Annotated in this window: 25 protein-coding genes; 7 read left to right on the plus strand and 18 right to left on the minus strand. The window is 72.7% G+C overall.

Annotated elements, in window-relative coordinates:
• Positions 1–30: 30 nt before the first annotated feature.
• Entirely contained in the window at positions 31–1,239 is a 1,209-nt protein-coding gene (locus ACZ5FU_RS23370; protein ID WP_451528080.1) for a TerD family protein, read from the plus strand.
• Between the two features lie 79 nt (positions 1,240–1,318).
• Here the strand turns inward: ACZ5FU_RS23370 and ACZ5FU_RS23375 are convergent, their stop codons facing one another.
• From ACZ5FU_RS23375 to ACZ5FU_RS23390, 4 genes are all read right to left on the minus strand, one after another.
• Positions 1,319–1,891, minus strand: a complete 573-nt coding sequence (locus ACZ5FU_RS23375) for a TetR/AcrR family transcriptional regulator (RefSeq protein WP_451527977.1) — start codon at positions 1,889–1,891, stop codon at positions 1,319–1,321.
• 68 nt (positions 1,892–1,959) lie between these two features.
• Positions 1,960–2,988 (minus strand): 1-aminocyclopropane-1-carboxylate deaminase, encoded by a 1,029-nt coding sequence (locus ACZ5FU_RS23380; RefSeq protein WP_451527976.1) that lies wholly within the window; start codon positions 2,986–2,988, stop codon positions 1,960–1,962.
• Between the two features lie 31 nt (positions 2,989–3,019).
• Positions 3,020–3,718, minus strand: a complete 699-nt coding sequence (locus tag ACZ5FU_RS23385; protein ID WP_469046544.1) for a GntR family transcriptional regulator — start codon at positions 3,716–3,718, stop codon at positions 3,020–3,022.
• Positions 3,719–4,048: 330 nt separating this feature from the next.
• Positions 4,049–5,476 (minus strand): hypothetical protein, encoded by a 1,428-nt coding sequence (locus ACZ5FU_RS23390; RefSeq protein WP_451527974.1) that lies wholly within the window; start codon positions 5,474–5,476, stop codon positions 4,049–4,051.
• Positions 5,477–5,727: 251 nt separating this feature from the next.
• On the opposite strand from ACZ5FU_RS23390, the gene ACZ5FU_RS23395 reads away from it, so the two are divergent.
• A complete protein-coding gene (locus tag ACZ5FU_RS23395) occupies positions 5,728–7,554 on the plus strand; it encodes an endonuclease/exonuclease/phosphatase family protein (protein WP_451777100.1) in 1,827 nt (608 codons plus the stop codon).
• A gap of 168 nt (positions 7,555–7,722) precedes the next feature.
• Here ACZ5FU_RS23395 and ACZ5FU_RS23400 read toward each other — a convergent pair whose 3' ends face one another.
• Positions 7,723–8,229 carry a DUF3618 domain-containing protein gene (locus tag ACZ5FU_RS23400; protein WP_451777102.1) on the minus strand — a complete coding sequence of 169 codons (507 nt, stop codon included), beginning with the start codon at positions 8,227–8,229 and terminating at the stop codon, positions 7,723–7,725.
• Positions 8,226–8,645: a phage holin family protein gene (locus tag ACZ5FU_RS23405; protein WP_451527971.1), complete on the minus strand. Its 420-nt coding sequence runs from the start codon at positions 8,643–8,645 to the stop codon at positions 8,226–8,228. The genes ACZ5FU_RS23400 and ACZ5FU_RS23405 overlap by 4 nt, the downstream gene beginning before the upstream one ends.
• 167 nt (positions 8,646–8,812) lie before the next feature.
• On the opposite strand from ACZ5FU_RS23405, the gene dapA reads away from it, so the two are divergent.
• Positions 8,813–9,715, plus strand: coding sequence for a 4-hydroxy-tetrahydrodipicolinate synthase (gene dapA / locus ACZ5FU_RS23410; protein ID WP_451777104.1), 903 nt, complete (start codon positions 8,813–8,815; stop codon positions 9,713–9,715).
• A gap of 62 nt (positions 9,716–9,777) precedes the next feature.
• Here the strand turns inward: dapA and dapD are convergent, their stop codons facing one another.
• Complete coding sequence (gene dapD / locus ACZ5FU_RS23415; protein ID WP_451527969.1) at positions 9,778–10,761, minus strand: 2,3,4,5-tetrahydropyridine-2,6-dicarboxylate N-succinyltransferase; 984 nt, start codon at positions 10,759–10,761, stop codon at positions 9,778–9,780.
• Between the two features lie 540 nt (positions 10,762–11,301).
• On the opposite strand from dapD, the gene ACZ5FU_RS23420 reads away from it, so the two are divergent.
• Positions 11,302–12,132 carry an AbfB domain-containing protein gene (locus tag ACZ5FU_RS23420; protein ID WP_469046545.1) on the plus strand — a complete coding sequence of 277 codons (831 nt, stop codon included), beginning with the start codon at positions 11,302–11,304 and terminating at the stop codon, positions 12,130–12,132.
• 111 nt (positions 12,133–12,243) lie between these two features.
• Here ACZ5FU_RS23420 and ACZ5FU_RS23425 read toward each other — a convergent pair whose 3' ends face one another.
• Genes ACZ5FU_RS23425 through ACZ5FU_RS23460 form a run of 8 tightly spaced genes read right to left on the minus strand, consistent with a single transcriptional unit; the run spans position 12,244 to position 18,863 of the window.
• On the minus strand, positions 12,244–12,576 hold the full coding sequence (locus tag ACZ5FU_RS23425; RefSeq protein WP_392248230.1) for a metal-sulfur cluster assembly factor: 333 nt from the start codon (positions 12,574–12,576) through the stop codon (positions 12,244–12,246).
• On the minus strand, positions 12,573–13,043 hold the full coding sequence (gene sufU / locus ACZ5FU_RS23430; RefSeq protein ID WP_451530729.1) for a Fe-S cluster assembly sulfur transfer protein SufU: 471 nt from the start codon (positions 13,041–13,043) through the stop codon (positions 12,573–12,575). Before sufU ends, ACZ5FU_RS23425 begins: the two co-directional genes overlap by 4 nt.
• Before the next feature lie 36 nt (positions 13,044–13,079).
• On the minus strand, positions 13,080–14,351 hold the full coding sequence (locus ACZ5FU_RS23435; protein ID WP_451530728.1) for a cysteine desulfurase: 1,272 nt from the start codon (positions 14,349–14,351) through the stop codon (positions 13,080–13,082).
• Positions 14,348–15,112 carry a Fe-S cluster assembly ATPase SufC gene (gene sufC, locus ACZ5FU_RS23440; protein ID WP_451530727.1) on the minus strand — a complete coding sequence of 255 codons (765 nt, stop codon included), beginning with the start codon at positions 15,110–15,112 and terminating at the stop codon, positions 14,348–14,350. The genes ACZ5FU_RS23435 and sufC overlap by 4 nt, the downstream gene beginning before the upstream one ends.
• A gap of 7 nt (positions 15,113–15,119) precedes the next feature.
• Positions 15,120–15,437: a non-heme iron oxygenase ferredoxin subunit gene (locus ACZ5FU_RS23445; RefSeq protein WP_451530726.1), complete on the minus strand. Its 318-nt coding sequence runs from the start codon at positions 15,435–15,437 to the stop codon at positions 15,120–15,122.
• Complete coding sequence (sufD, locus tag ACZ5FU_RS23450; RefSeq protein ID WP_451530725.1) at positions 15,437–16,618, minus strand: Fe-S cluster assembly protein SufD; 1,182 nt, start codon at positions 16,616–16,618, stop codon at positions 15,437–15,439. Before sufD ends, ACZ5FU_RS23445 begins: the two co-directional genes overlap by 1 nt.
• A gap of 59 nt (positions 16,619–16,677) precedes the next feature.
• The gene (gene sufB / locus ACZ5FU_RS23455) at positions 16,678–18,099 is read right to left on the minus strand and encodes a Fe-S cluster assembly protein SufB (protein ID WP_363091184.1); all 1,422 of its coding nucleotides are present in this window, start codon (positions 18,097–18,099) and stop codon (positions 16,678–16,680) included.
• The gene (locus tag ACZ5FU_RS23460) at positions 18,096–18,863 is read right to left on the minus strand and encodes a helix-turn-helix transcriptional regulator (RefSeq protein ID WP_451530724.1); all 768 of its coding nucleotides are present in this window, start codon (positions 18,861–18,863) and stop codon (positions 18,096–18,098) included. Before ACZ5FU_RS23460 ends, sufB begins: the two co-directional genes overlap by 4 nt.
• Before the next feature lie 183 nt (positions 18,864–19,046).
• Between ACZ5FU_RS23460 and ACZ5FU_RS23465 the strand changes: the two genes are divergently transcribed.
• From ACZ5FU_RS23465 to ACZ5FU_RS23475, 3 genes are read left to right on the plus strand one after another with little or no spacing between them, the layout of a single operon-like run.
• The gene (locus ACZ5FU_RS23465) at positions 19,047–19,970 is read left to right on the plus strand and encodes an ABC transporter ATP-binding protein (RefSeq protein WP_468646699.1); all 924 of its coding nucleotides are present in this window, start codon (positions 19,047–19,049) and stop codon (positions 19,968–19,970) included.
• The gene (locus tag ACZ5FU_RS23470; RefSeq protein WP_469046547.1) at positions 19,967–20,737 is read left to right on the plus strand and encodes an ABC transporter permease; all 771 of its coding nucleotides are present in this window, start codon (positions 19,967–19,969) and stop codon (positions 20,735–20,737) included. The genes ACZ5FU_RS23465 and ACZ5FU_RS23470 overlap by 4 nt, the downstream gene beginning before the upstream one ends.
• A 56-nt stretch (positions 20,738–20,793) precedes the next feature.
• Positions 20,794–21,804: a COX15/CtaA family protein gene (locus ACZ5FU_RS23475; RefSeq protein ID WP_451530721.1), complete on the plus strand. Its 1,011-nt coding sequence runs from the start codon at positions 20,794–20,796 to the stop codon at positions 21,802–21,804.
• A gap of 119 nt (positions 21,805–21,923) precedes the next feature.
• Here the strand turns inward: ACZ5FU_RS23475 and ACZ5FU_RS23480 are convergent, their stop codons facing one another.
• The 3 genes from ACZ5FU_RS23480 to ACZ5FU_RS23490 all read right to left on the minus strand — a co-directional run bounded on the left by ACZ5FU_RS23480 (position 21,924) and on the right by ACZ5FU_RS23490 (position 24,243).
• Entirely contained in the window at positions 21,924–22,667 is a 744-nt protein-coding gene (locus ACZ5FU_RS23480) for a nucleotidyltransferase (RefSeq protein WP_469046549.1), read from the minus strand.
• 44 nt (positions 22,668–22,711) lie between these two features.
• Positions 22,712–23,818 carry an amidohydrolase family protein gene (locus ACZ5FU_RS23485; protein WP_451530719.1) on the minus strand — a complete coding sequence of 369 codons (1,107 nt, stop codon included), beginning with the start codon at positions 23,816–23,818 and terminating at the stop codon, positions 22,712–22,714.
• Positions 23,819–23,886: 68 nt separating this feature from the next.
• Positions 23,887–24,243 carry a hypothetical protein gene (locus ACZ5FU_RS23490; RefSeq protein WP_382783477.1) on the minus strand — a complete coding sequence of 119 codons (357 nt, stop codon included), beginning with the start codon at positions 24,241–24,243 and terminating at the stop codon, positions 23,887–23,889.
• Between the last annotated feature and the right edge of the window lie 148 nt (positions 24,244–24,391).

Below are 24,391 nucleotides of genomic sequence, written 5' to 3' on the forward strand. Positions count from 1 at the left end.
CCCTCGCTCGTTCACCCAGGCATGACAGCTATGACCCCCGGCTCGAACATCCCTCTCCCCGTCACCCGTGTGGCGGTGGACGTCGCCGCCCCCGTGCGTCTCGACGTTTCGGGCCTGCTGCTCACCGCCGACGGCAAGGTGCGCTCCGACGACGACTTCATCTTCTACAACCAGCCGGCCGGCCCCGGCGTGACCTACCGCTCCGGCGGCGGCGCGGCCCCCGACGCGATCATCGTCGACACCTCCGCGCTGCCCCCGGGCATCGAGAAGATCGTCGTCACCGCCAGCCCGGACGCGGCGGGCCAGACCTTCCAGGGCATCGAGCCGACGGCCACCCTGCGCGGCGCCGACGACAACGCCGTCCTGGCCACCTTCACTCCCCCGCGGCTGGGCGCCGAGACGGCGCTGGTGATCGTGGAGATCTACCTGCGCAACGGCGTCTGGAAGGCCCGTGCCGTCGGACAGGGGTACGCCGACGGCCTGGCGGGCATCGCCACCGACTTCGGCGTCACCGTGGAGGAGCCCGCTCCGGCCGCTCCGGCCCAGCCGGTCGCCCCGCCGGCCGCCCCTCCGATGCCCACGACGCAGCCCCCGGTCGCCCCGTCCGCACCGCCGATGGCCGCACCGCCCGCTCCCCCGGCCCCGCCCGCTCCCGGCGCCGGGAAGATCAACCTGGACAAGGGCCGCGTCAGCCTCCAGAAGAACCAGACGGTGTCCCTGGTCAAGGGCGGCAGGCCGCTGCTCTCGCAGGTCAAGATGGGCCTCGGCTGGGAGCCGGCGTACCGCGGCAAGGACATCGACCTGGACGCCTCGGTGATCGCCTACGGCCCGCAGCGCAACCACATCGACAGCTGCTACTTCGGCAAGCTGTCCATCGTGGGCGGCGCGATCAAGCACTCCGGCGACAACCTCACCGGTGAGGGCGGCGGTGACGACGAGGTGATCGTCGTCGACCTGGGCCGGATCCCGCAGGAGGTCACCGGCCTGGTCTTCACCGTGAACTCCTTCTCCGGCCAGAAGTTCACCGAGGTCGCCAAGGCCTACTGCCGTCTCCTGGACGCCACCACCGGCGAGGAGCTGGTCCGCTTCGACCTGACCGCCGCCGAGCCGCAGACGGGCGTGATGATGGCCAAGCTGATCCGCCAGTTCACCGGCGAGTGGGAGATGACGGCCATGGGCGATTTCGTCAAGGCCCGCACGGTGCGGAACATGGTGAAGCCGGCCGCGCAGGCCCTCTGAGCCCCGGGCCGGCCGGCCCCGACGGCGCGCGGGCGCCCCTCGCCGGGGCACCCGTCGCCGACGGCCCGTCACACCCCGCTCACCGCCCGGGGCTCAGCCCCTCCGTCAGCAGCGACACGTACCGGCGGATGGCGCTCGCGTCCCCGTTCGCCAGCTCCGCCGCCGTCGCCACACCGTGCGCCAGCCGCAGCACCTCCACGGGCTCGACGTCCCCGCGCAGCGTCCCCTCCCGCTGTGCCGCCTCCACCAGCCGGGCCGCCGCGCCCTGCACGGTCGTACCGCAGACGGTGGCCGCGGCGCTGCCGGCATCGGTGACGGCCGACCCCAGCAGCGCCTTCATGCCGCGCACCTGGATCGTGCCGACGCACACCTCGTTCAGCCACTCCACCAGCGCCTCGCCCGGCGGCAGGAGCGCGGCGAGCGCGTCCGCGCGCACGGCGAGCGCCTCGATCCGGTCGACGTACGCCGCCTCCAGCAGCGCCTGACGCGTGGGGAAGTGCCGGTACAGCGTGCCGGAGCCGACCCCCGCCCGCTTGGCGATGTCGTCGAGGGACGCGCCCTCCCCGTGCTCGGCGAAGGCCTCGGCCGCAGCCGTCAGCAACCGCTCGTAGTTGCGGCGGGCGTCCGCGCGCATGGGCTTGACCTGCGTCATCCCGTCACTCCTAGCAAACCGGGGACTCTCCCCGATGGTAGCGAGGACCGGCATGCCACCGTGCGGGCTCAGAACAGCGCGCTGTAGGCGTTGAGCGCGGGCTGGCCGCCCAGGTGGGCGTAGAGCACGGTGGAGTCGCGGCCGATCTCGCCGCGCCCGACCAGGTCGACGAGCGCGGCCATCGACTTCCCCTCGTAGACGGGGTCGGTGACCATGCCCTCGGTGCGTGCGGCGAGCCGCATCGCCTCCAGGGTGGTCTCGTCGGGGACGCCGTAGATCCCGGCGTGGTAGCGCTCGTCCAGCTCGACGTCCGCCTCGGTCAGTTCCCGCCGCACCCCGATGAGCTCCCCGGTGCGCCGGGCGATGCGGGCGATCTGCGTCCGGGTCCGGGCGGGCTCGGCCGAGGCGTCGACGCCGAGGACGCGCCGGGGCCGGCCGCCCGCCTCCTCCAGCGCCGCGAACCCGGCGACCATGCCGGCCTGCGTCGACCCGGTCACCGAGCACACGACCACGGTGTCGAAGAAGACGCCCAGGTCCCGCTCCTGCTCCGCCACCTCGTACGCCCATCCGGCGAATCCCAGCCCGCCGAGCGGGTGGTCGGAGGCGCCGGCGGGGACGGCGTAGGGCTTGCCGCCGGACTCCTCGACCTCCCGGAGCGCCAGCTCCCAGCTCTCCTTGAAGCCGATCCCGAACCCGGCCCGCACCAGCCGGACGTCGGCCCCCGCGAGCCTGCTGATCAGGATGTTGCCGACCTTGTCGTACACCGAGTCGGGCCACTCCACCCAACTCTCCTGCACCAGCACGCACTTGAGTCCGGCGCGGGCCGCGCAGGCCGCCACCTGCCGGGTGTGGTTGGACTGCACCCCGCCGATCGACACCAGGGTGTCGCAGCCCTGCGCGAGGGCGTCGGCGACCAGGTACTCCAGCTTGCGCGTCTTGTTGCCGCCGTAGGCGATCCCGGAGTTGCAGTCCTCCCGCTTGGCCCACACGGCGGCGCCGCCGAGGTGCTCCGTCAGCCGGTGCAGCGGGTGCACGGGCGACGGGCCGAAGAGCAGGGGGTAGCGCTCGTACGAGGAGAGGGAGCGGGGCTGGGACACGGGGCCTCCCGGGGCCGGGTGAGGACGGGGTTCAGCCGTCGGCGCCTGGCGCGTCGGCGGCGGTGTCGGCGGGGCCGCCGCCGGTGCCGGTGTCGGCGAGATCCGCGAGGGTGCGCCAGATCTCCGCCGTGACGCGGACCGCCTCGTCCGTGTCGGCGGCCGCGCAGGCGGCGATCAGCCGGTCGTGCAGTCCGGCCGAGCGGCAGGTGCCGCCCTCGCCGAAGCGCCGTCGCTCCAGCCGCCGGATGAGGGGGGTGTAGCGGGCGACGGTGGCGGCGGCCGCGCGGTTGCCGCTCACCCGGACGAGGACGTCGTGCAGCGCGTCGTCGGCGCGCAGGGCGCCCTCGACGTCACCGGCGTCCACGGCGGCGCCGAACCGCTCGTTGGCGGCGCGCATCGCCTCGACGTCCGCCGCGAACAGCCGGGGCACCGCCACGCGCGTGACCAGTTCGTGCATCGCGCCGACCACGGCCGCAGCGTCCCGTACGTCACCGGCGACGACCGGGGTCACCCGCGTGTAGCTCTGCGGCTTGCTCTCCAGCAGCCCTTCGTCCACGAGCCGCGCGAACGCCTCCCGGACCGGCGCGCGGGACAGCCCGAGCCGTTCCGCGAGGTCGGCGTCGCGCACCACCGCGCCGGGCTCGATCTCCCCGGACACGATGGCGTCGCGGATCGCCGCGTACGCCCGATCCCTGAGCAGGGTGCGGTGCACCGGTCGCAGTGGCTCCATGAACTGACATGTTAGATGTCAGTGGGCCGCGGGAGAAGGCCCGCACGAGAAGAGGCCGCACGGGGAGGAGGCCCGCACCGGTGTCGGACGCCGGCGTTCGGGGCCCGTCCGCCGCCCTCGCCCGCGGACACCGGCTGAACGCGGAGCGGCGCCCGGGCGGGCGCCGGCGGGCGCCGGCGGGAACCGCGCGGCCGCACCCGCGGCGCGGCGCCGGAACGGACGGGGAACCGCACCCGCCCCCGCCCGCCGGCACCGCGTCCCGGTCGCCCGCGTCGGCTCCCGGTCGCCCGCGCCACGTCCCCGTCCGCCGGTCGCGCGCGCCGGCTCCCGTCAGCCGCCCTGCTGGGAGCGCGCCTTGAACGCGGCCTTGCGGGCCTCCTTGGCGATCCGCTTGTCCGGGTGCAGGCGCCCCATGGCCTCCAGGACGTCGGCGGTGGCCGGGTGCGCGACCCGCCAGGCCGCGGCGAAGAAGCCGCTGTGCTGCTGCGCGAGCCCTTCGACGAGGGCCTGGAGTTCGTCGGAGTTGCCCTCGGCGGCCAGTTGGGCGGCGAGGGTGTCGATGGTGAGCCAGTAGACCAGGTCCTGGGAGGGCGTCGGCACGTCGGCGGCGCCCAGCTCGCTCAGCCAGACCCGGGCGAGCCCGCCGAGTTCGGGGTCGTCGAGGACCTCCCGCACGGCGGGTTCGGCCTGCGCGCCCACGAGGGACAGGGCCTGCTGGCAGCGCAGCCGGCGCAGCGGGGCGCCCTCGTCCGAGCCGCGGGCGGCGGCGAGCAGTTCGCGGGCGGCGGCGAGCGGTTCGCGCCGGTCCAGCCACTGTTCGGTCTCGGCGCGGGCGGCGTGCGGCCCGTAGCCGGAGCTGCCGTCGAGGAGGGCGTCGGCCCCCTTGTCGACCAGGTCCCCGACGGCGGGCGCCTGGAAGCCGGCCTCCAGCAGGCGCGCGCGGATCCCGTAGAGGCCGAGCGGGGTGAGGCCGACCATGCCGTAGCGGGAGACGTCGGTCTCGTCGACGGGGGCGGCGGGCTCCTCCTCGGGGTCGCCCATCAGCGCCTCGTCGACGGGCTGGTAGGCGACCAGTCCGACGGGCTCCAGGAGCCGGAACTGGTCGTCGAGACGCATCATCGCGTCGGAGATCTGCTCCAGCATGTCGTTGGTGGGTTCGCCCAGGTCGCCGGGGACGATCATGGAGGCGGCGAGGGCGGGCAGCGGGACGGGACCGCCGCCGGGGCCTTCCTCGGTGACGGTGAGCAGGTAGAGGTTGCCGAGCACGCCGTCGAGGAAGGCGGCCTCGCCCTCGGGGTCCCAGTCGAGCCGGGAGAAGTCGACCTCGCCGCCCTCGTCCATGGCGTCGACCAGGTCGTCGAGGTCGGGCACGGTCGCGTCGGCGAGGACGGCCTCCAGGGCGGCGAGCCAGACGGCGAGCACGTCGTGCGGGGCGCCGCCGGTGAGCAGGGGGAGGGCCTCGCCCGTGGTGACGGTACCGGCCTCCTCGTCGGCGACCTCGACGAGTCCGGCGTCGACGGCGGCCCGCCAGGCCTCGCTCGCGTGGGCGGCGGCGTCCTCGCCGGTGAGTCCGAGCGCTTCGGCGGCGGCCGGGAGCTGTTCGTCGACCAGGCCTCCGCCGGCGTCGACACGGGTGTCCGGCCCGGCCCAACGGGCCAGGAGCACGGCCCGGGAGAGCAACGGCGTGGACAGCGCGTCGCGCGCCAGCTCCGCTTCGGGGTGCAGCCGCACCGGCGGCAGGGGGGAGCTGTCTGACATCGGCTGTTCTCCTCGGACGCGTGGTGCCACTCGACCGCTCAGCCTAGACGGGTTTCGCCCCATGCCGCCCGGTTCATCTACCGGTCAGGTCTCGTACATGGCCGAAACCTTGACAACTGGGCTGGCCAGGCTGGAGATTGACGCGCGTAGAAGTTGGGGGGACAGGTGTTCACCGGTTTTCTACGCGCGTCATCCGCGCCCCACGTCCCACCCTCGTCCCGGCGCTCATGCACGTCCCCGGAGGGAATCCCTTGCCCAGCAGGTCTTCCACGCGCCTCGCCGCGCTCACCGTCGCCGCCGTCTGCTCCGCCGCGTCGGCGGTCGTCGTCGCCGCGCCCGCGCACGCGGACTCGGCGCGCATCCACGACATCCAGGGCACCACCCGCGTCTCGCCGTACGCCGGCAAGCAGGTCACCGACGTGACCGGAATCGTCACCGGTGTGCGCACCTACGGCTCGTCCAAGGGTTTCTGGATCCAGGATCCGAACCCGGACGCCGACCCGGCCACCAGTGAGGGCGTCTTCGTCTTCACCAGCTCCGCCCCGAAGGCCGCCGTCGGGGACGCGGTCAGCGTCTCCGGCACGGTCTCGGAGTTCGTGCCCGGCGGCACCTCGTCCGGCAACCAGGCGGTGACGGAGATCGTCCGCCCGACGGTGACCGTGGTCTCCGCGGGCAACCCGGTCCCGGCCGCGACGGTCGTCGACGCGAAGTCGGTGCCGGCCGCGTACGCCCCGGCCGGCGACCCGGCCGCGAACAACTCGGTCAACGGCCTCGCGCTGCGGCCGGGCACCTACGCCCTGGACCTCTACGAGTCCCTCGAGGGCATGAACGTCCAGGTCTCCGACGTCCGCGTGGTCGGCGCCACCGACCCGTACACCGAGCTGTGGGTCACGGTGAAGCCGTGGGAGAACCGCAACCGCCGCGGCGGCACGGTCTACGGCTCCTACGACGCCCAGAACACCGGCCGGCTCCAGATCCAGTCGCTCGGCAAGGTCGCCGACTTCCCCGCGGCGAACGTCGGCGACAGGCTGGCCGGCGTCACCGAAGGGCCGCTGGACTACAACCAGTTCGGCGGTTACACCGTCGTCGCCAACCGGATCGGCACGCCGCAGAGCGGCGGCACGGAGCGGGAGACGACGAAGAAGCAGAAGAACGGCGAGCTGGCGGTCGCGACGTACAACGTCGAGAACCTCGACCCGTCCGACACCACGTTCGCGGCGCACGCCTCCGCGATCGTGGACAACCTGAAGTCGCCCGACATCGTGTCCCTGGAGGAGATCCAGGACAACAACGGCGCGACCGACGACGGCACGGTGGCGGCCGACCGGACGGTGGCCGCGCTGATCGACGCGATCGTCGCCGCGGGCGGCCCGCGCTACGACTGGCGCTCGGTCGACCCGGTGGACAAGGCCGACGGCGGTGAGCCGGGCGGCAACATCCGTCAGGTGTTCCTGTTCAACCCCGAGCGGGTCTCCTTCACCGACCGCGCGGGCGGCGACGCCACCACCGCGGCCGGCGTCACCGAGGTGCGCGGCAAGGCGGCCCTGACGGTCTCGCCGGGCCGGATCGACCCGGCGAACGCGGCCTGGAGCTCCAGCCGCAAGCCGCTGGTCGGCGAGTTCGCCTTCCGCGGCCGCACGGTGTTCGTGATCGCCAACCACTTCAACTCCAAGGGCGGCGACCAGGGGCTGACCTCGCAGTACCAGCCGGCGGCACGCAGCTCGGAGACCCAGCGCCACCAGCAGGCGACGCTGGTCAACGCCTTCGTCAAGGACATCCTCGAGACCCAGAAGAACGCGGACGTCGTCGCGCTCGGCGACATCAACGACTTCGAGTTCTCCGGCACCGCGAAGCTCCTCGAGGGTGACGGCGAGTTGTGGTCGGCGGTCAAGTCGCTGCCGAAGAGCGAGCGTTACTCGTACGTCTACCAGGGCAACAGCCAGGTCCTCGACCAGATCCTGGTCAGCCCGTCGATCCGGCGCGGCTGCGACTTCACGTACGACAGCGTGCACATCAACGCCGAGTTCCACGACCAGATCAGCGACCACGACCCGCAGGTGCTGCGGTTCAAGCCGTAACCGGCCTTTCCCGGGCCGGCCGGACACCCCGCCCGGCCGGCCCCTCCGGGCGGTTGCGGCGGGGCCCGGCGTCGGCCCGGACGGGTCCGAACGGGTCCGGACAGGGAGGGACCCGGTGCCCCCGAGGGGGAACCGGGTCCGACGTCCCGTCGTCCGCCGACGGCCGGGTCAGCAGGTGCGGCGGCGGCCGAGCATCCCTGCCGCCGCGATCGCGACCCCCGCCGCGACCACGATCAGCACCGGCCTCGGGTGCCGCCCGACGAACCGGACCGGCGCGCGCAGCGCCGCCGGGGCGGAACGTTCCCGGTGGGACCCGGTGTCCCGCAGGCCCCCGCCCGTCAGCGCGGCCTCCTCCTGGAGCTCCTGGAGCTCGTACCGCGTGTCCTTCGTCCTGCTCCGGCCCGTGTGACCGACGCGGCCCGCCTTGTCCTGGACGGTGTGGCCCGCGTCCTTCGCCTTCTCCTGGACGGCGTGGCCCGCCTGGGCCGCCGTGCTGCGGAGCTGGACCGTCATCGCGCCGGCGCGGTCCCTGAGGTCGGCGGCACGCGCCTTGGCGCGCCCGCGGAGGTCCGTCTTGGCCGCCAGCTCCTCCACCGTGGCCCCCAGCTGGTTCCTGGTCTGTGCTATCTGCCTGCGCAGCTCCGCGGCACCGTCCGCGGCTGCCCTGTCCGTCATCGGTGCGCCCTTTCCCTGATTTCCTCGACGTCCGCCTTGACGCTGCCGAGAGCCGCCTCGGGGGTGGGCGGCGTGGCCTGACGCAGCTGGCTGCGTCCGGTCGCGCCCAGGACGGCGGCGATCACGAACAGCACCGCCGTCACGATGAGCGCCGCGGCCCAGACCGGCAGCACCAGCGAGAGGGCGGCGACGCCCGTGCCGGCGAGGGCCAGCAGACCGGCGTACGCGAACGCGCCCGCGGCGCCCAGCAGACCTCCGCCGCGGCCGGCGCGGCGTCCCTTCTCCGCCAGCTCCTCCTTGGCCAGTGCCATCTCCTGCCGGACCAGCCGGGAAAGCTGTTCGCTCGCCTGTCCGACGAGTTCTCCGACCGTGCGGTGCCCGTCGTGGACGGGCCGGGTCTCCGTGGTCCCGGTCACGTGCTCCGCCTCCTCTCACGGTTGTGACGGTCCGGGTACCCGCGGGGACGACGGCTACCCGTGCGGTGCCGCGGGTTCGCCGCGCCGACGACGTCGCAGCAGTCCTTAGCCGTACCTCGTAGCAGATTTAAGTGGAGCTTCACGATCACGGTGCCGAGACTGCCTCCATGACGAACGCAGCCCTCCCCGCCGCCCCCTTCGGCCGCGCGCTCTGCGCGATGGTCACGCCCTTCACCGCGTCGGGCGCCCTGGACCTCGACGGCGCCCAGCGGCTCGCCGCCCGTCTGGTGGCGGACGGCTGCGACGGGCTCGTCCTGTCCGGCACCACGGGCGAGTCCCCGACCACGTCGGACGCCGAGAAGGCGGAGCTGGTGCGGGCCGTGCGGGCGGCGGTCGGGGACCGGGCCGCCCTGGTGGCGGGTGTGGGCACCGCCGACACCCGGCACACCGTCGAACTGGCCCTCGCCGCCGAGAAGGCGGGCGCCGACGGCGTGCTGGTGGTCAGTCCGTACTACAGCCGTCCTCCGCAGGACGCCCTGGAGGCGCACTTCCGCGAGGTCGCCGACGCGTGCGGACTCCCGGTCCTGCTCTACGACATCCCCGGCCGCACCGGCACCCGCATAGAGCCGCACACGCTGATCCGCCTCGCGGAACACCCCCGGATCGTGGGGGTGAAGGACTGCTCCTACGACCTCCTCGGCACCCAGAAGGTGCTCTCCCGGACGGAGTTGGCCTACTACGCGGGCTGCGACGAGCAGATCCTCGCGCTGTACGCGGTGGGCGCGACCGGGTACATCAGCACCGTCGCCAATGTCGTCCCCGGCCGGCTCCGGGCCGTCGTCGACGCGTTCGACGCCGGTGACACGGCCGGGGCCGCGCGCCTCCAGCGACGTGCGATGCCCCTCATCGAGGCGATGACGGCCTCGGGGCTGCCGGGCACGGTCACCGCGAAGGCCCTGCTGGGCGGACTCGGCCTGCCGGCCGGCCCCGTCCGGGCGCCCCTGCGGCCCGCCGACCGCGAGACGGCCGACGAGCTGCTGGCCTCGTACCGGGCCTTCGTGTCCGGGTAGGACACGGGCCGGGGCCCGCACCGCGGGCATCCGCGGTGCGGGCCCCGGCCCGTGTCGAGACGTCAGTTGTGGCTGTGCAGGACCTCGTTGAGGCCGCCCCACACCGCGTTGTTCGGACGGGCCTCCACCGTGCCGGTGACGGAGTTGCGGCGGAACAGGATGTTCGAGGCGCCGGAGAGTTCGCGGGCCTTGACGACCTGGCCGTCGGGCATCGTCACGCGGGTGCCCGCGGTGACGTACAGGCCGGCCTCCACCACGCACTCGTCGCCGAGGGCGATGCCCACGCCGGCCTCGGCGCCGATCAGGCAGCGCTCGCCGATGGCGATGATCACGTTGCCGCCGCCGGAGAGGGTGCCCATCGTGGAGGCGCCGCCGCCGATGTCCGAGCCGTCGCCCACCACGACGCCCGCGGAGATGCGGCCCTCGACCATCGACGTGCCGAGCGTGCCGGCGTTGAAGTTCACGAAGCCCTCGTGCATGACCGTGGTGCCCTCGGCCAGGTGCGCACCCAGGCGGACCCGGTCGGCGTCGGCGATGCGGACCCCCTTGGGGGCCACGTAGTCCGTCATGCGCGGGAACTTGTCGATCGACGTCACCTGGAGGTGCAGGCCCTCGGCGCGGGCGTTCAGCCGGACCTTCTCCAGGTCGTCCACGGCGACCGGGCCGAGGGACGTCCAGGCGACGTTCGCCAGCAGGCCGAAGATGCCGTCCAGGCTCTGGCCGTGCGGCCGGACCAGGCGGTGGGAGAGCAGGTGCAGGCGCAGGTAGGCGTCGTGCGTGTCGATCGGCTTGTCGTCGAGGGAGCTGATGACCGTGCGGACCGCGACCACTTCGACGCCCCGCCGGGCGTCCGGGCCGATCGCCTTGGCGGCTCCCTCGCCGAGCAGCTCGACGGCCTTCTCGGCGGACAGGCGCTCGGTGCCGGACGGGCCGGGCTCGTCGGTGAGCCGCGGGGCGGGGAACCAGGTGTCGAGAACGGTGCCGTCGGCGGCGAGGGTGGCGAGGCCGGCGGCCGCGGCGCCGGTGGTGCGAGTCGTGTCGGTCATGAGGGAAACCTAACCGGCGCGAGCGGGTGGAGGCCAACCAGCGGGACGGTGTCTCAGGTGACGGGCGGGGAGCGGCGGCGCGGCGCGCACGGCCGCCGGCGGAGGGACGGCCTCCCTGCCCCGCTCCCGACCGCTCCGGCCCGGCCGACCGGGTCGCGGGCCTGCCGGGTCGGGCCTGCCGTGTCGGTCCGGTCGGGCCGGGGCGGTCGGGCCGACCGGGTGAGGGCGACCAGGGCGACCCGACCGGGCGAGGGCGACCCGGCCGGGCCGGGCCGACCCAGCCAGGGCGGGCCGCCCCGGAACAGCCGCTCGGCCGGGGCGACCGGACCGGGCCGGCAGGCCGCCCCGCCCGCCCGACACCCCGCCCGACACCCCCGCCCGGCCGGCCGTTCCGGGTCCTCGGGGCGTCCGGAAACCCGTGGGGAAACCGCTCTCCCAAACGCCTGCTCGAGAGTCACTGGTTCCACTACTGTTTCACCGTTCACACAACGGGCCGTCGCAGCCGTGTTCGCCCTTCGGGCGCCGCTGGAGGAACAGCGCATGCCAGACAACAAGTCCCGGCCGTCCCCGGAGCATTCCTGGGAGAACGGCTGGGCTCCGGACACCTCCCGGACACCGGGGACGCGGCGGCTGTGGCTGGCCGGCGTCCTCGCCGTCGCGACCGTCGTGGCCTGCGTCGCCGCCGTCTCGGTCACCGACCGGTCCGCCGAGGAGCGGTCGGCCGCCTCGGCGGGGCGGACGATGTCCGACCAGGAGACGTCGCCGGGACTCATCTCCTTCGGCTCGCCCCCGGCGGACGCCTCGTCCTCGGCGCCGGCCGCGCGGAAGAGTGCCTCGCCGTCCGCGTCGGCCTCCTCCTCGCCGTCGCCGGGGGGCGGGTCCTCGCCGCACGCCCCGGCCCCGGCCTCACCGTCCGCCTCGGCCGGCGGGAGCGGCTCCGGTCCGCGGCCGGTGACCGTGCGCCGGTCGGTGCGGTCCGTCAACTACCCCGACCACTACTGGCGGGTGGGCGGCGGCCAGGTGCGGCTGGAAGCGGCCGGCGGTGCGGAGTTCCGGGCGGACGCCACCTTCACCGTGGTGAGCGGTCTGGCGAACGGCTCGTGCCTGTCGTTCCGCACGTCGGACGGGACCTACCTGCGCCACCGCGACTTCGTGCTGCGCGCGGAGGCCGACGACGGCTCCCCGCTGTTCCGGCAGGACGCCACCTTCTGCGCCCGCGCCTCCGGTTCCGGCGCGGTCACGCTGGAGTCGGTGAACTTCCCGGGGTACTTCCTGCGTCACCAGAACTTCCAGGTGAGGCTGCAGCCCCACCAGGGCGGCGGCCCGTACGCCGCCGACTCGGCCTTCCGGCTCGTGGAGGAGCTGGCGTAGGGCGCGCGCCCGGTAGGACGAGTACGAGAAGACGAGTACGGGAAACGGCGGCGTCCGCGAGGACGCCGCCGTTTCCCGTACTGCGGGGGTACCGGGGAGGTACCGGGGATCTCAGACGTTGAAGCCGAGCGCGCGCAGCTGCTCGCGGCCGTCGTCGGTGATCTTGTCCGGGCCCCACGGCGGCATCCAGACCCAGTTGATGCGCAACTCGTTGACCAGGCCGTCCGTGGCGGACTTCGCCTGGTCCTCGATGACGTCCGTCAGCGGACAGGCCGCGGAGGTCAGGGTCATGTCGATCGTCGCGATGTTCGCGTCGTCGATGTGGATGCCGTAGATCAGCCCGAGGTTGACGACGTCGATGCCCAGTTCGGGGTCGACGACGTCGTACAGCGCCTCGCGCACTTCCTCCTCGGAGGCAGGCTTCGTCTCCACGGTCTCGCTCATGCCGTCTTCCTTTCGGCGTCGGCGTCGGCACCCAGCGCCTGGGCCGTCGCGTCCTTCCACGCCATCCAGCTGAGGAGGGCGCACTTGACCCGTGCCGGGTACTTGGAGACACCGGCGAACGCGACCGCGTCCTCCAGCACCTCCTCCATCGCGTCGTCCGGCTCGAGCCGGCCCTTGGACTGCATCAGCTCCAGGAAGGTCTCCTGGATCTTCTGCGCCTGCGAGACGCTCTTGCCGACGAGGAGCTCGTTCAGCACGGAGGCCGAGGCCTGGCTGATGGAGCAGCCCTGCCCCTCGTACGAGACGTCCTCGACGGTCGTGCCGTCGTACTTCACCCGCAGGGTGATCTCGTCGCCGCACGTCGGGTTGACGTGATGCACCTCGGCGTCGCCGTCCCGCAAGCCCCGCCCGTGCGGGTTCTTGTAGTGGTCCAGGATGACTTCCTGGTACATGGAGTCCAGCTTCACGTCAGCTACCCTCGCGTCCCATCGTCGTCACGCCCCTCAGCCGAAGAAGTTCCGTACGTGCTCCAGCCCCTCGACCAACGCGTCGATCTCGGCAGGCGTGGAGTACAGGTAGAACGACGCTCGCGTGGTCGCGGGAATTCCGTAGCGCAGGCAGACGGGACGGGCGCAGTGGTGTCCGACCCGGACCGCGATGCCCTGCTCGTCGAGGACCTGGCCCACGTCGTGCGGGTGGATGTCCCCGAGCGTGAAGGAGATCGCGGCGCCGCGCTCCTCGGCCGTGGCGGGGCCGATGATCCGCAGGTCGGGAACCTCGCCGAGCCGCTTCACCGCGTACTCGGTGATCGCGTGCTCGTGGGCGAGGATCTTGTCCATGCCGATCGCGGACAGGTAGTCGATCGCCGCGCCCAGACCGACCGCCTGCGCGATCGGCGGGGTGCCCGCCTCGAACTTGTGGGGGGCGGGCGCGTAGGTCGAGGAGTGCATCGACACCGTCTCGATCATCTCGCCGCCGCCCAGGAACGGGGGCAGGTCCTCCAGCAGCTCCTGCCGGCCCCAGAGCACGCCGATGCCGGTCGGACCGCACATCTTGTGGCCGGTGAAGGCCACGAAGTCGGCCTGGAGGGCCTGGACGTCCATCGGCATGTGCGGCGCGGCCTGCGAGGCGTCGATGCACACCAGGGCGCCGACCTCCTGCGCACGGCGCACTATCGCCTCGACCGGGTTGACCGTGCCCAGGATGTTCGACACCAGCACGAAGGAGACGATCTTCGTCTTCTCCGTGATGATCTCGTCGATGTTGGACAGGTCGAGACGGCCGTCGTCGGTGAGGCCGAACCACTTCAGCTTCGCGCCCGTGCGCTGCGACAGCAGCTGCCAGGGCACGATGTTGGAGTGGTGCTCCATCTCCGTGATGACGATCTCGGTCTCGGAGTCCACGCGGTAGGGCTCGTCGGCCCAGCCCAGCATGTTCGCGACCAGGTTCAGCGACTCCGAGGCGTTCTTGGTGAAGATCACCTCGTCGCGGCTGGGCGCGTTGATGAACTCCGCGACCTTGTCGCGCGCACCCTCGTACAGCGCCGTGGCCTCCTCGGCGAGCACATGCACACCGCGGTGGACGTTGGCGTTGTAGCGCTCGTAGTACTCGCTCAGGGCGTCCAGCACCTGGCGCGGCTTCTGCGAGGTCGCCGCGTTGTCCAGGTACACGAGCTTCCGGTCGCCGTGGACCGCGCGGTCCAGGATCGGGAAGTCCTTGCGGATCGCCTCGCCGAGAAGACGGGACTCAGTGAGGAGGCCCGGCAGCTGCGTCACGCGGATACGCCACCCTTCGTGTAGGCCTCGTACCCCTCGTTCTCCAGCTTGTCGGCGAGCTCGGCGCCGCCGGACTCGACGATGCGGCCGCCGGAGAAGACGTGGACGAAGTCGGGCTTGATGTAGCGCAGGATGCGCGTGTAGTGCGTGATCAGCAGGGTGCCGACCTCGCCGGTCTCGCGGACGCGGTTGACGCCCTCGGAGACGATGCGCAGGGCGTCGACGTCCAGGCCGGAGTCCGTCTCGTCGAGGATCGCGACCTTCGGCCTGAGCAGCTCCAGCTGGAGGATCTCGTGGCGCTTCTTCTCACCGCCGGAGAAGCCCTCGTTGACGTTGCGCTCGGCGAAGGACGCGTCCATGTTGAGGCGCTCCATGGCCTCGCGGACCTCCTTCACCCAGGTGCGCAGCTTGGGGGCCTCGCCGCGGACGGCGGTGGCGGAGGTGCGCAGGAAGTTGGAGACCGAGACGCCGGGGACCTCGACCGGGTACTGCATCGCCAGGAAGAGGCCGGCGCGGGCGCGCTCGTCGACGGACATCTCCAGGACGTCCTCGCCGTCGAGGGTGACGGTGCCGCCGGTGATCGTGTACTTGGGGTGACCCGCGAGCGAGTAGGCGAGGGTGGACTTGCCGGAGCCGTTGGGGCCCATGATGGCGTGCGTCTCGCCCTGCTTCACGGTCAGGTCGACGCCCTTGAGGATCTCCTTCGTGGCGTTGTCGGCCTCGACGGTGACGTGCAGGTCTCGGATTTCAAGCGTTGCCATGGGTGCCTCAGGACTCCTGGGTGAGGGAGACGAGCACGTCGTCCCCTTCGATCTTTACGGGGTATACGGGGACGGGGCGCGTCGCGGGAAGGCCGGACGGTTTGCCGGTGCGCAGGTCGAAGGAGGAGCCGTGCAGCCAGCACTCGATCCGGCAGTCCTCCACCTCGCCCTCGGAGAGCGAGACGTTCGCGTGCGAGCAGACGTCGTGGATGGCGAACACCTCCCCCTCGGTCTGCACGACCGAGACCGGCGTGCCGTCGAGTTCCACCCGCATCGGGGTGTCCTCCTTCAGCTCGCTCAGCCCACAGGCGCGTACGAAGGCCATCAGACGGTGGCCTCCAGCTCTGCGTCGATCTTCACGAGGAGGCGTTCCTCGATGTCGTCCACGCCGATCTGCTGGACGAGCTCGGCGAAGAAGCCGCGGACCACCAGACGGCGGGCGTCGTCGGCGGGGATGCCGCGGGCCATCAGGTAGAACAGCTGCTCGTCGTCGAAGCGGCCGGTGGCGGAGGCGTGGCCGGCGCCGACGATCTCGCCGGTCTCGATCTCCAGGTTGGGCACGGAGTCGACGCGGGCGCCGTCGGTGAGGACCAGGTTGCGGTTCATCTCGTAGGTGTCGGTGCCCTCGGCCTTGGCCTCGATGAGCACGTCGCCGATCCACACCGCGTGCGCGGCGTCGCCCTGGAGCGCGCCCTTGTACATGACGTTCGACTTGCAGTGCGGGGTGTTGTGGTCGACGAGGAGACGGTGCTCCTGGTGCTGGCCGGCGTCGGTGAAGTAGAGGCCGAACAGCTCGGCCTCGCCGCCGGTGCCGGCGTAGACGACCCGCGGGTGCAGCCGGACGAGGTCGCCGCCGAAGGTGACCACGAACGACTTGAAGGTGGCGTCCCGGCCGATCAGCGCGTTGTGCTGGGCCACGTGCACGGCCTTGTCGTCCCAGTCCTGGACGGAGACGACGGTCAGCTTGGCGCCGTCGCCCAGGAGGTAGTCGACGTTGGCGGCCAGCACGGCGTCACCGGTGTGGTCGATGACGACGACGGCCTCGGCGAAGGCGCCCAGCTCGATCACCTGGTGGCCGAAGGCGACCCCGCCCTCGCCGTGCACGGTGATGCGGATCGGCTCGGTGAGCACCGTCTCCCGGGGGACGGTGACGACGCCGGCCTTCTCGAACGCCGAGTAGGCCTGGGCGGCGACGCGGTCCACCGGCGTGCCGGCCCTGCCGAGGCGGGCGTCGTCGCGGCCGACGGCCTCGACGACGACGCCCTCGGGGGCGTCGATGTCGATCTTCACGCCGTCGCCGGTGGCGACCGCGGTGCCGTCGTGCAGGCCGCGCAGCCGCTCCAGCGGGGTGAACCGCCACTCCTCCTCGCGGCCGTGGGGGACGGGGAAGTCCGCCACGTCGAAGGAGGGCGGCGCGCTCATGCGCGTGGCGACGGTGGACTCTGCGGCCACCGCGATCTGGCCGGCGGTCGTGCTGCCCACCGGGATGTTCTGAGCCTCAGCCATGGCTGTCGGTCTGCTCTCTTCCTACGTCAGGTTTCGCTGCTGTCCGTGGCGGGCGGGTCCTAACCGACCGCGCCCTCCATCTGCAGCTCGATCAGCCGGTTGAGTTCCAGCGCGTACTCCATCGGCAGCTCCTTGGCGATGGGCTCGACGAAGCCGCGCACGATCATCGCCATCGCCTCGAACTCGCTCAGACCGCGGCTCATCAGGTAGAAGAGCTGGTCCTCGGAGACCTTGGAGACGGTCGCCTCGTGGCCCATGGACACGTCGTCCTCGCGGACGTCCACGTAGGGGTACGTGTCGGAGCGGGAGATGGTGTCCACGAGCAGCGCGTCGCACAGCACGTTGGACTTGGAGCCGTGGGCGCCCTCGCCGATCTCGACCAGGCCCCGGTAGGAGGTGCGGCCGCCGCCGCGCGCCACGGACTTCGAGACGATGTTGGAGGAGGTGTTCGGCGCCATGTGGACCATCTTGGAGCCGGCGTCCTGGTGCTGGCCCTCGCCCGCGAAGGCGATGGACAGGGTCTCGCCCTTGGCGTGCTCGCCCATCAGGTAGACGGCCGGGTACTTCATCGTCACCTTGGAGCCGATGTTGCCGTCGATCCACTCCATGGTCGCGCCCTCGTAGGCGACGGCGCGCTTGGTGACCAGGTTGTAGACGTTGTTCGACCAGTTCTGGATGGTCGTGTAACGGCAGCGGGCGTTCTTCTTGACGATGATCTCGACGACCGCGGAGTGCAGCGAGTCCGACTTGTAGATCGGCGCGGTGCAGCCCTCGACGTAGTGCACGTAGGCGCCCTCGTCGACGATGATCAGGGTCCGCTCGAACTGGCCCATGTTCTCGGTGTTGATGCGGAAGTAGGCCTGGAGCGGGATCTCGACGTGCACGCCCGGCGGCACGTAGATGAAGGAGCCGCCGGACCACACCGCGGTGTTCAGCGACGCGAACTTGTTGTCGCCGACCGGGATGACGGTGCCGAAGTACTCCTTGAAGAGCTCCGGGTGCTCCTTGAGCGCCGTGTCGGTGTCGAGGAAGATGACGCCCTGCTCCTCCAGGTCCTCGCGGATCTGGTGGTAGACGACCTCGGACTCGTACTGGGCCGCGACACCGGCGACGAGGCGCTGCTTCTCCGCCTCGGGGATGCCCAGCTTGTCGTACGTGTTCTTGATGTCCTCGGGCAGGTCCTCCCAGGACTCCGCCTGCTTCTCCGTGGAACGCACGAAGTACTTGATGTTGTCGAAGTCGATCCCCGACAGGTCCGAGCCCCAGTTCGGCATGGGCTTCTTCTCGAACAGGCGCAGGCCCTTGAGACGGAGCTTGGTCATCCACTCCGGCTCGTTCTTCTTCGCCGAGATGTCGCGGACGACGTCCTCGTTGATGCCGCGCTTCGCAGAGGCGCCGGCCGTGTCGGAGTCGGCCCAGCCGTATTCGTACTTACCCAGTCCCTCGAGTTCGGGGTGGGCAGTCTCCGTGGGGAGAGTCATGCGGGGTTCCTCCCGGCCGTGCTTGCAGATGCGATATCGATGGTGTGATCGGTGCGGTGATCAGTCGTGTGGGACGTCTTGGGGATGTACGTCGTGCAGACGCCGTCACCGTGCGCGATGGTCGCCAGCCGCTGGACGTGCGTACCGAGCAGCTGGGAGAAGATCTCGGTCTCCGCCTCGCAGAGCTGGGGGAACTTCTCCGCGACATGGGCGACGGGGCAGTGGTGCTGGCACAGCTGCTCGCCGACCGGTGCGCTGCGCGCCGTAGCAGCGTACCCGTCGGCGCTCAGGGCCTTGGCCAGGGCTTGGGTGCGCTGTTCGGGCCCGGCGGCCTCGATCGCCTCGCGGTAGCCGGTCGCCTGTTCGGCGATCCTCGCGCGGGCGAAGGCGGCGACGGCCTCGTCCCCGCCGAACCGCTCCTGGATGAAGCGCAGGGCGTCGGCGGCGAGCTTGTCGTACGACTGGTCGAAGGCGTCGCGGCCGCAGTCGGTGAGGGCGAAGACCTTCGCGGGACGCCCGCGCGTGCGCGCTCCGTACACCCGCTGCTCGCGCGCCTCGACGACGTCGTCGGCGACCAGCGCGTCCAGGTGCCGGCGTACGGCGGCCTGGGTGAGTCCCAGCCGGCCGGCCAGCTCGGCGACGGTGGACGGCCCGTGGTCCAGGATGGAGCGTGCGACGCGGTTGCGCGTGGAGCGCTCACCGGTCGCCAGCTCTTCCTGAGGGGCCCCCGTGGGGGTCTCCCGAGCCTCGCCGACGTTTTTCACAACGCCATTGTTGCGTAATTCATCGGAGGCAGGCAAGCCGCGTCCGGATCACCGTCCGGTGCCCTGCGTCACTTAGGTGAACCTAATCTGACCTGCGCGAACGATCTCCGGCCGACCGGGACGGCCGCGGCTTCCCGCACCCGCCCGTCCGGGCGTCCGCGCGCGAACCTAGACTCTGGACCCATGCGAAGCGAGCCCGTGGTCCAGGTCCAGGCCCTGGTGAAGCGGTACGGCACGAAGACCGCGGTGGACGGCCTCGACCTGGTGGCCCGGGCGGGCGTGACGGCCGTGCTCGGCCCCAACGGCGCGGGCAAGACGACCACCGTCGAGACCTGCGAGGGCTACCGCGCACCGGACTCCGGCACCGTGCGCGTCCTCGGCCTGGACCCGGTGGGACAGGCCTCCGACCTGCGGCCCCGCATCGGGGTGATGCTCCAGTCCGGGGGCGTCTACTCGGGGGCGCGGGCCGAGGAGATGCTGCGGCACGTGGCCCGGCTGCACGCGCACCCGCTGGACGTGGACGCGCTCGTCGAGCGGCTGGGGCTGGGCGGTTGCGGCCGCACGACCTACCGGCGGCTGTCCGGGGGCCAGCAGCAGCGCCTCGCGCTCGCGATGGCCGTGGTGGGGCGCCCGGAACTGGTGTTCCTCGACGAGCCGACCGCCGGTCTGGACCCGCAGGCCCGCCGCGCCACCTGGGACCTGGTCCGCGATCTGCGCGCGGACGGGGTCTCGGTCATCCTCACCACCCACCACATGGACGAGGCCGAGCAGCTCGCCGACGACGTCGCGATCATCGACGCGGGCCGGGTCATCGCCCAGGGCTCTCCCGAGGAGCTGTGCCGCGGCGGCGCCGAGAACACCCTCCGCTTCGGCGGCCGCCCCGGCCTGGACGTGACCTCCCTGCTCAAGGCGCTGCCCGCCGACAGCGAGGCCGCCGAACCGACCCCGGGCTCGTACCGGATCACCGGCAAGGTCGACCCGCAGATGCTGGCCACGGTGACCTCGTGGTGCGCGCAGCACGGAGTGATGCCGGACCGGATCTCGGTGGAGCGGCACACCCTCGAAGACGTCTTCCTGGAGCTCACCGGCAAGGAGCTGCGCTCATGACCACCACCGGCACCTACGCACCGAGGCCGGGGGCCGCGCCGCTGCCGCGCATGATCAGGGCCCAGGCGGCGCTGGAGACGCGGATGCTCCTGCGCAACGGTGAGCAGCTGCTGCTCACCGTCGTGATCCCCACGTTGCTGCTGGTGCTGTTCAGCTCGGTGGACATCATCGACACCGGTGCCGGCGAGGCCGTCGACTTCCTGACCCCCGGCGTCCTCGCGCTCGCCGTGGTGTCGACGGCGTTCACCGGGCAGGCCATCGCGACGGGCTTCGAGCGCCGGTACGGCGTGCTCAAGCGGCTGGCGGCCTCCCCGCTCCCCCGCTGGGGGCTGATGACCGCGAAGACGCTCGCCGTGCTGGTCACGGAGGTCCTCCAGGTCGCCCTGCTGACGGTGATCGCCTTCGCGCTGGGCTGGTCGCCGCACGGCAGCCCGTTCGCCGTCCTCCTGCTGCTGGTCCTCGGCACGGCGGCCTTCTCGGGCCTCGGTCTGCTGATGGCGGGCACGCTGCGGGCGGAGGCCACGCTGGGCGCCGCCAACCTGGTGTTCCTGCTGTTCCTGGTGGGCGGCGGGGTGATCGTGCCGCTGGAGAAGTTCCCCCCGGGCGCCCAGGACGCGCTCGCCCTGCTGCCGGTCTCGGCGCTCTCGGACGGACTGCGCGACGTGCTCCGGCACGGGGCCGCGATGCCGTGGGGCGACCTGGGGATCCTCGCCGTGTGGGCGGCCCTGGGGCTGGCCGCGGCCGGCCGGTTCTTCCGCTGGGAATGACCCGTTCCGGACCCGCCCGGGACCCTCGTGAAAGCGTGCACAAGCAGACCCTTACGATGGACGGCGTGCCGAACGTGACCCGCGCCGACGCCGTAGCGGCCGTGCGCAACCCCCTCGCCTTCATCGCCGCACGCTGGACCCCCGACCCCCGGACGGTTCAACGGGCGGCCCTCGCCGCGCTCGTGATGTCGGTGATCATCGTGGTCACCGGCGGTGCCGTCCGGCTCACCGGCTCCGGCCTCGGCTGCCCGACCTGGCCGAAGTGCACCGACGACTCGCTCACCTCGACGAGCGAGATGGGCCTCCACGGCGCCATCGAGTTCGGCAACCGCATGCTGGCGTACGTGCTGTGCGCCGCGGTGGGCTGGGCGATCGTCGCCGCCCGCTCGCAGAAGCCGTACCGGCGCGGGCTGACCCTGCTGGGCTGGACGCAGTTCTGGGTCGTGATGGGCAACGCCGTCCTCGGCGGGATCGTCGTGCTGGTGGGTCTGAACCCGTACACGGTCGCGGCCCACTTCCTGCTCTCCTCGGTGCTGATCGCGGTCGCCACGGTGATGTGGCAGCGCACCCGGGAGGGCGACGGGACGCCGAAGCCGCTGGTCGGCACGTCCGTGCAACAGCTGGTGTGGTTCCTGGTCGCCGCGTCCGCGCTGCTGATCGCGGTCGGCACGGTGGTCACCGGGGCCGGTCCGCACGCGGGCGACTCCAGCGAGGTCGCACGCATGCCGCTGGACTGGGAGACCGTGTCCAAGCTGCACGCCGTGCTCGCCTGGATCGTGGTGACGCTGACCTTCGCCCTGTGGTTCGTCCTCAAGGCGGTCGACTCCCCCAAGGGCCCGCTGGACCGCACCCGCGAGCTCTTCCTGGTGCTCCTCGCCCAGGGCGTCATCGGCTACGTCCAGTACTTCACGGACCTTCCCGAGATCCTGGTCGGCCTGCACATGCTCGGCTCCTGCCTGGTGTGGATCGCGGTCCTGCGCGTGCTGCTGGCCCTGCGCGAACGCCCGGACACGGTGCTCGACGCGCCGGGACCGGCGGCGGAGGCGACCGTCGGCAGCCACGCCTGACGCCTCCCGGCGTCCGGCACCCGGCACCCGGCGTCCGGCACCCGGCACCCGGCACCCGGCACCCGCGCGTGACGCCTCCCGGCGTCCGTCCGTGACCGTTCCCGGCCCGCGTCCCCGGCTCAGGCGTACGCCGCCACCAGGCCGTCGATCGCCGGTCCGAGCCAGCCGCGCACCAGCTCGGCCCTGCGGACCCGCCACCCCTGCCGGGAGGGAACGGGATCGGGCCCGCCGTAGCGGCGCCGTCGGATGTCCTCGACGATCTCGGCGGGCGCACCGAGGCCGGGCAGCTCCTCCAAGGCCTCGCGCTTGGAGACCAGCCGGCCCTCCCGCAGCGTGACCGTCGCCCGCGCGAAGGTCACCGGGCCCATGTCGACCCAGACGTCCTGTGCCCACAGGTGCGGCCTGTCGACGGCGGGCCGCCAGAAGTCCCGCTGGTCGGACACCACGAACTCCGCCAGCTCGCGGTCCGACACCTCCGGCAGCAGCCCGCCCGGGGCGTCCCCGCACAGGACCCGCCCGAAGACGTGCAGCTCGCGACGGGTGACGGGGGTGACCGGGCGGCGCAGCAGCTCCTGGTGCGCCCAGGTCAGGTGCCGGCGGTCGGGGTCCGCGGCAGTGGCGGGGGCCAGGTAGCTGCAGTGCAGCTTGGCGGCGAGCGGGTCGGCGCGCAGCCTTTGGTGCAGGACGGCCACCCGCCACACCGTGCCGGCCCGCACGGGTCCGGGCAGCACGGCGATCAGGTCCAGATCGCTGCGGCTCTCCTGGTAGTCGCCGCCGGCGAGCGAGCCGTGCGCCCAGACGGCGAGGGGTTCGAGGGGCGCCAGGGCGCCCAGGAAGCGGTCGAGCAGGGCTTCGGTCTGCATCCGCCCAGTCTGGTGCGGCGCGCTCCGGCCGGTGGGGCCTTCGCTCATTCCAGCCCGTAGACCCGTCGCGCGTTCCCCGCCGCGACCATGTCCGCCACCCGCCGGGCGTCCGTGAGGGACCAGGCGTCCTCGGCCACCCAGCCGCCGAGCACCCGCTCCAGGGCCTCGCGGAACAGCCGGGCGCCCACGACGTGCAGCTCGGGCAGGCCACGGGCCCCGCTGGAGAAGAGGATCTTGCCGAAGGGGGCCAGCTCCAGGATCTCGGCGAGGACCGTCGCGGCGCGGGCGCCGGTGCGCACGAGGGCGGCCCCGGAGTCCGCGTAGACGTGCGGGAAGACGCCGGCGAGACGGGCGGCGTGCCGGTGGTGGGGATGGCCGTGCAGCAGCACCAGGTCGGTGCCGAGGCCGGCCGTGGCGCGGACGAAGCCGGTCAGCAGGACGGGGTCGGTGCGGTCGGTGCCCGGGCCGGGCTCGCCGGGGCCCGCCTGGAGCTGGAGCGGCCGCCCGGCGGCGACGGCGATCCACAGCAGGTGCCGCAGCAGGACGGGGTCGTCCACCTCCTCGCCGGCGCGGCGTCCCGCCAGCCAGCGGCCCGCCGCGCCCCGGACCTCTCCCGGTCCGGGCGGCTCGGGCGCGAGGGCGAGAGCGTGGCGCACGCCGGCCACCGAGGTGAAGGCCACGGCCGTGGCCGCGGCGCCGTGCACCGCCTCGGCGAGGTTGGCGAGGAAGGCCTCGACGGTGCCGGAGGTGTCGGCGACCTGTTCGGCCAGCGGTTCCAGCCGGACGATCTCGCGGGCCTCGGCCTCGCCCGCCGAGGCGATCTCCTCGGGACCGGTGAGGTCGCCGGGCAGACCGGTGTCGACGAGGTAGGTGGTGATGCCGCTGCCGCTCAGCAGCCGGCGGCCCGCCTCCAGCACGCCCAGTTCGCGGCGGCGGGCGAGGTAGCGGGCGGGCGGGCAGTGCGGCTCCAGGCCGAGCAGCGGAGGGCACCAGCGGCGCACCGCGAAGCCGGTCTGGGTGTCGAACAAGGTGGTGCCGGGCGCGGGCGGCCCCTCGGTGCGGGCCAGCTGGGCCTCGAAGGTGCCGAGGCCCAGCTCCGTCCTCAGCACGCCGTGGCAGTGCTGGTCCACCAGGGACGGTGTTTCGATCATCCGGGGCTCCCGCGGCTGGACCGTGTGCTCGATGTGCTCCTCACACGTCCTAACGGGTGAACCCGGCGTCAGGTGTTGCGCGGGCCGCCCACCTGGATCCCGGCCATCCGGGTCCACTCGTACGGGCCGGTCGTCACCTTGGCGGCGAACTCGCCGTCGAAGTTCTCGTGGACGGTGATCCCGGACTTCTCGACCGCCTTGGCGGCGATCTCCACGCTGGGGGCCACGAGGTCGCCCCAGCCACCGTCCTCGCCGACGAGCACGATCCGGGCGCCGCGCTCGCCGAGATGGGCGACCTGGCCCTCGGCGCCGCCGTGCGCCTGGGAGAAGGTGCTGATCCGCTTGGCGAGGCGGGCCGCCGCACGCTCCGCCTTCGCGGCCCGCTTGGCGTCCGCGGTCTCGTCAACCTGCTTGGTGTCTGCCATGGCCAGGATGCTACCGACGGGTAGATCGAACGGCGACGGCCGGGGGGGGGGGGCGGGGCCCCCCCCCCCCCCCCCCCGCCCCGGCCCGGGGGGCCGAGGGCGGGGGGCCCCCCCCCCGAACGGGGCCCCCCCCCCCCCCCCCAAACCC

It is taken from the genome of Streptomyces sp. NPDC031554 (genome assembly GCF_055580685.1).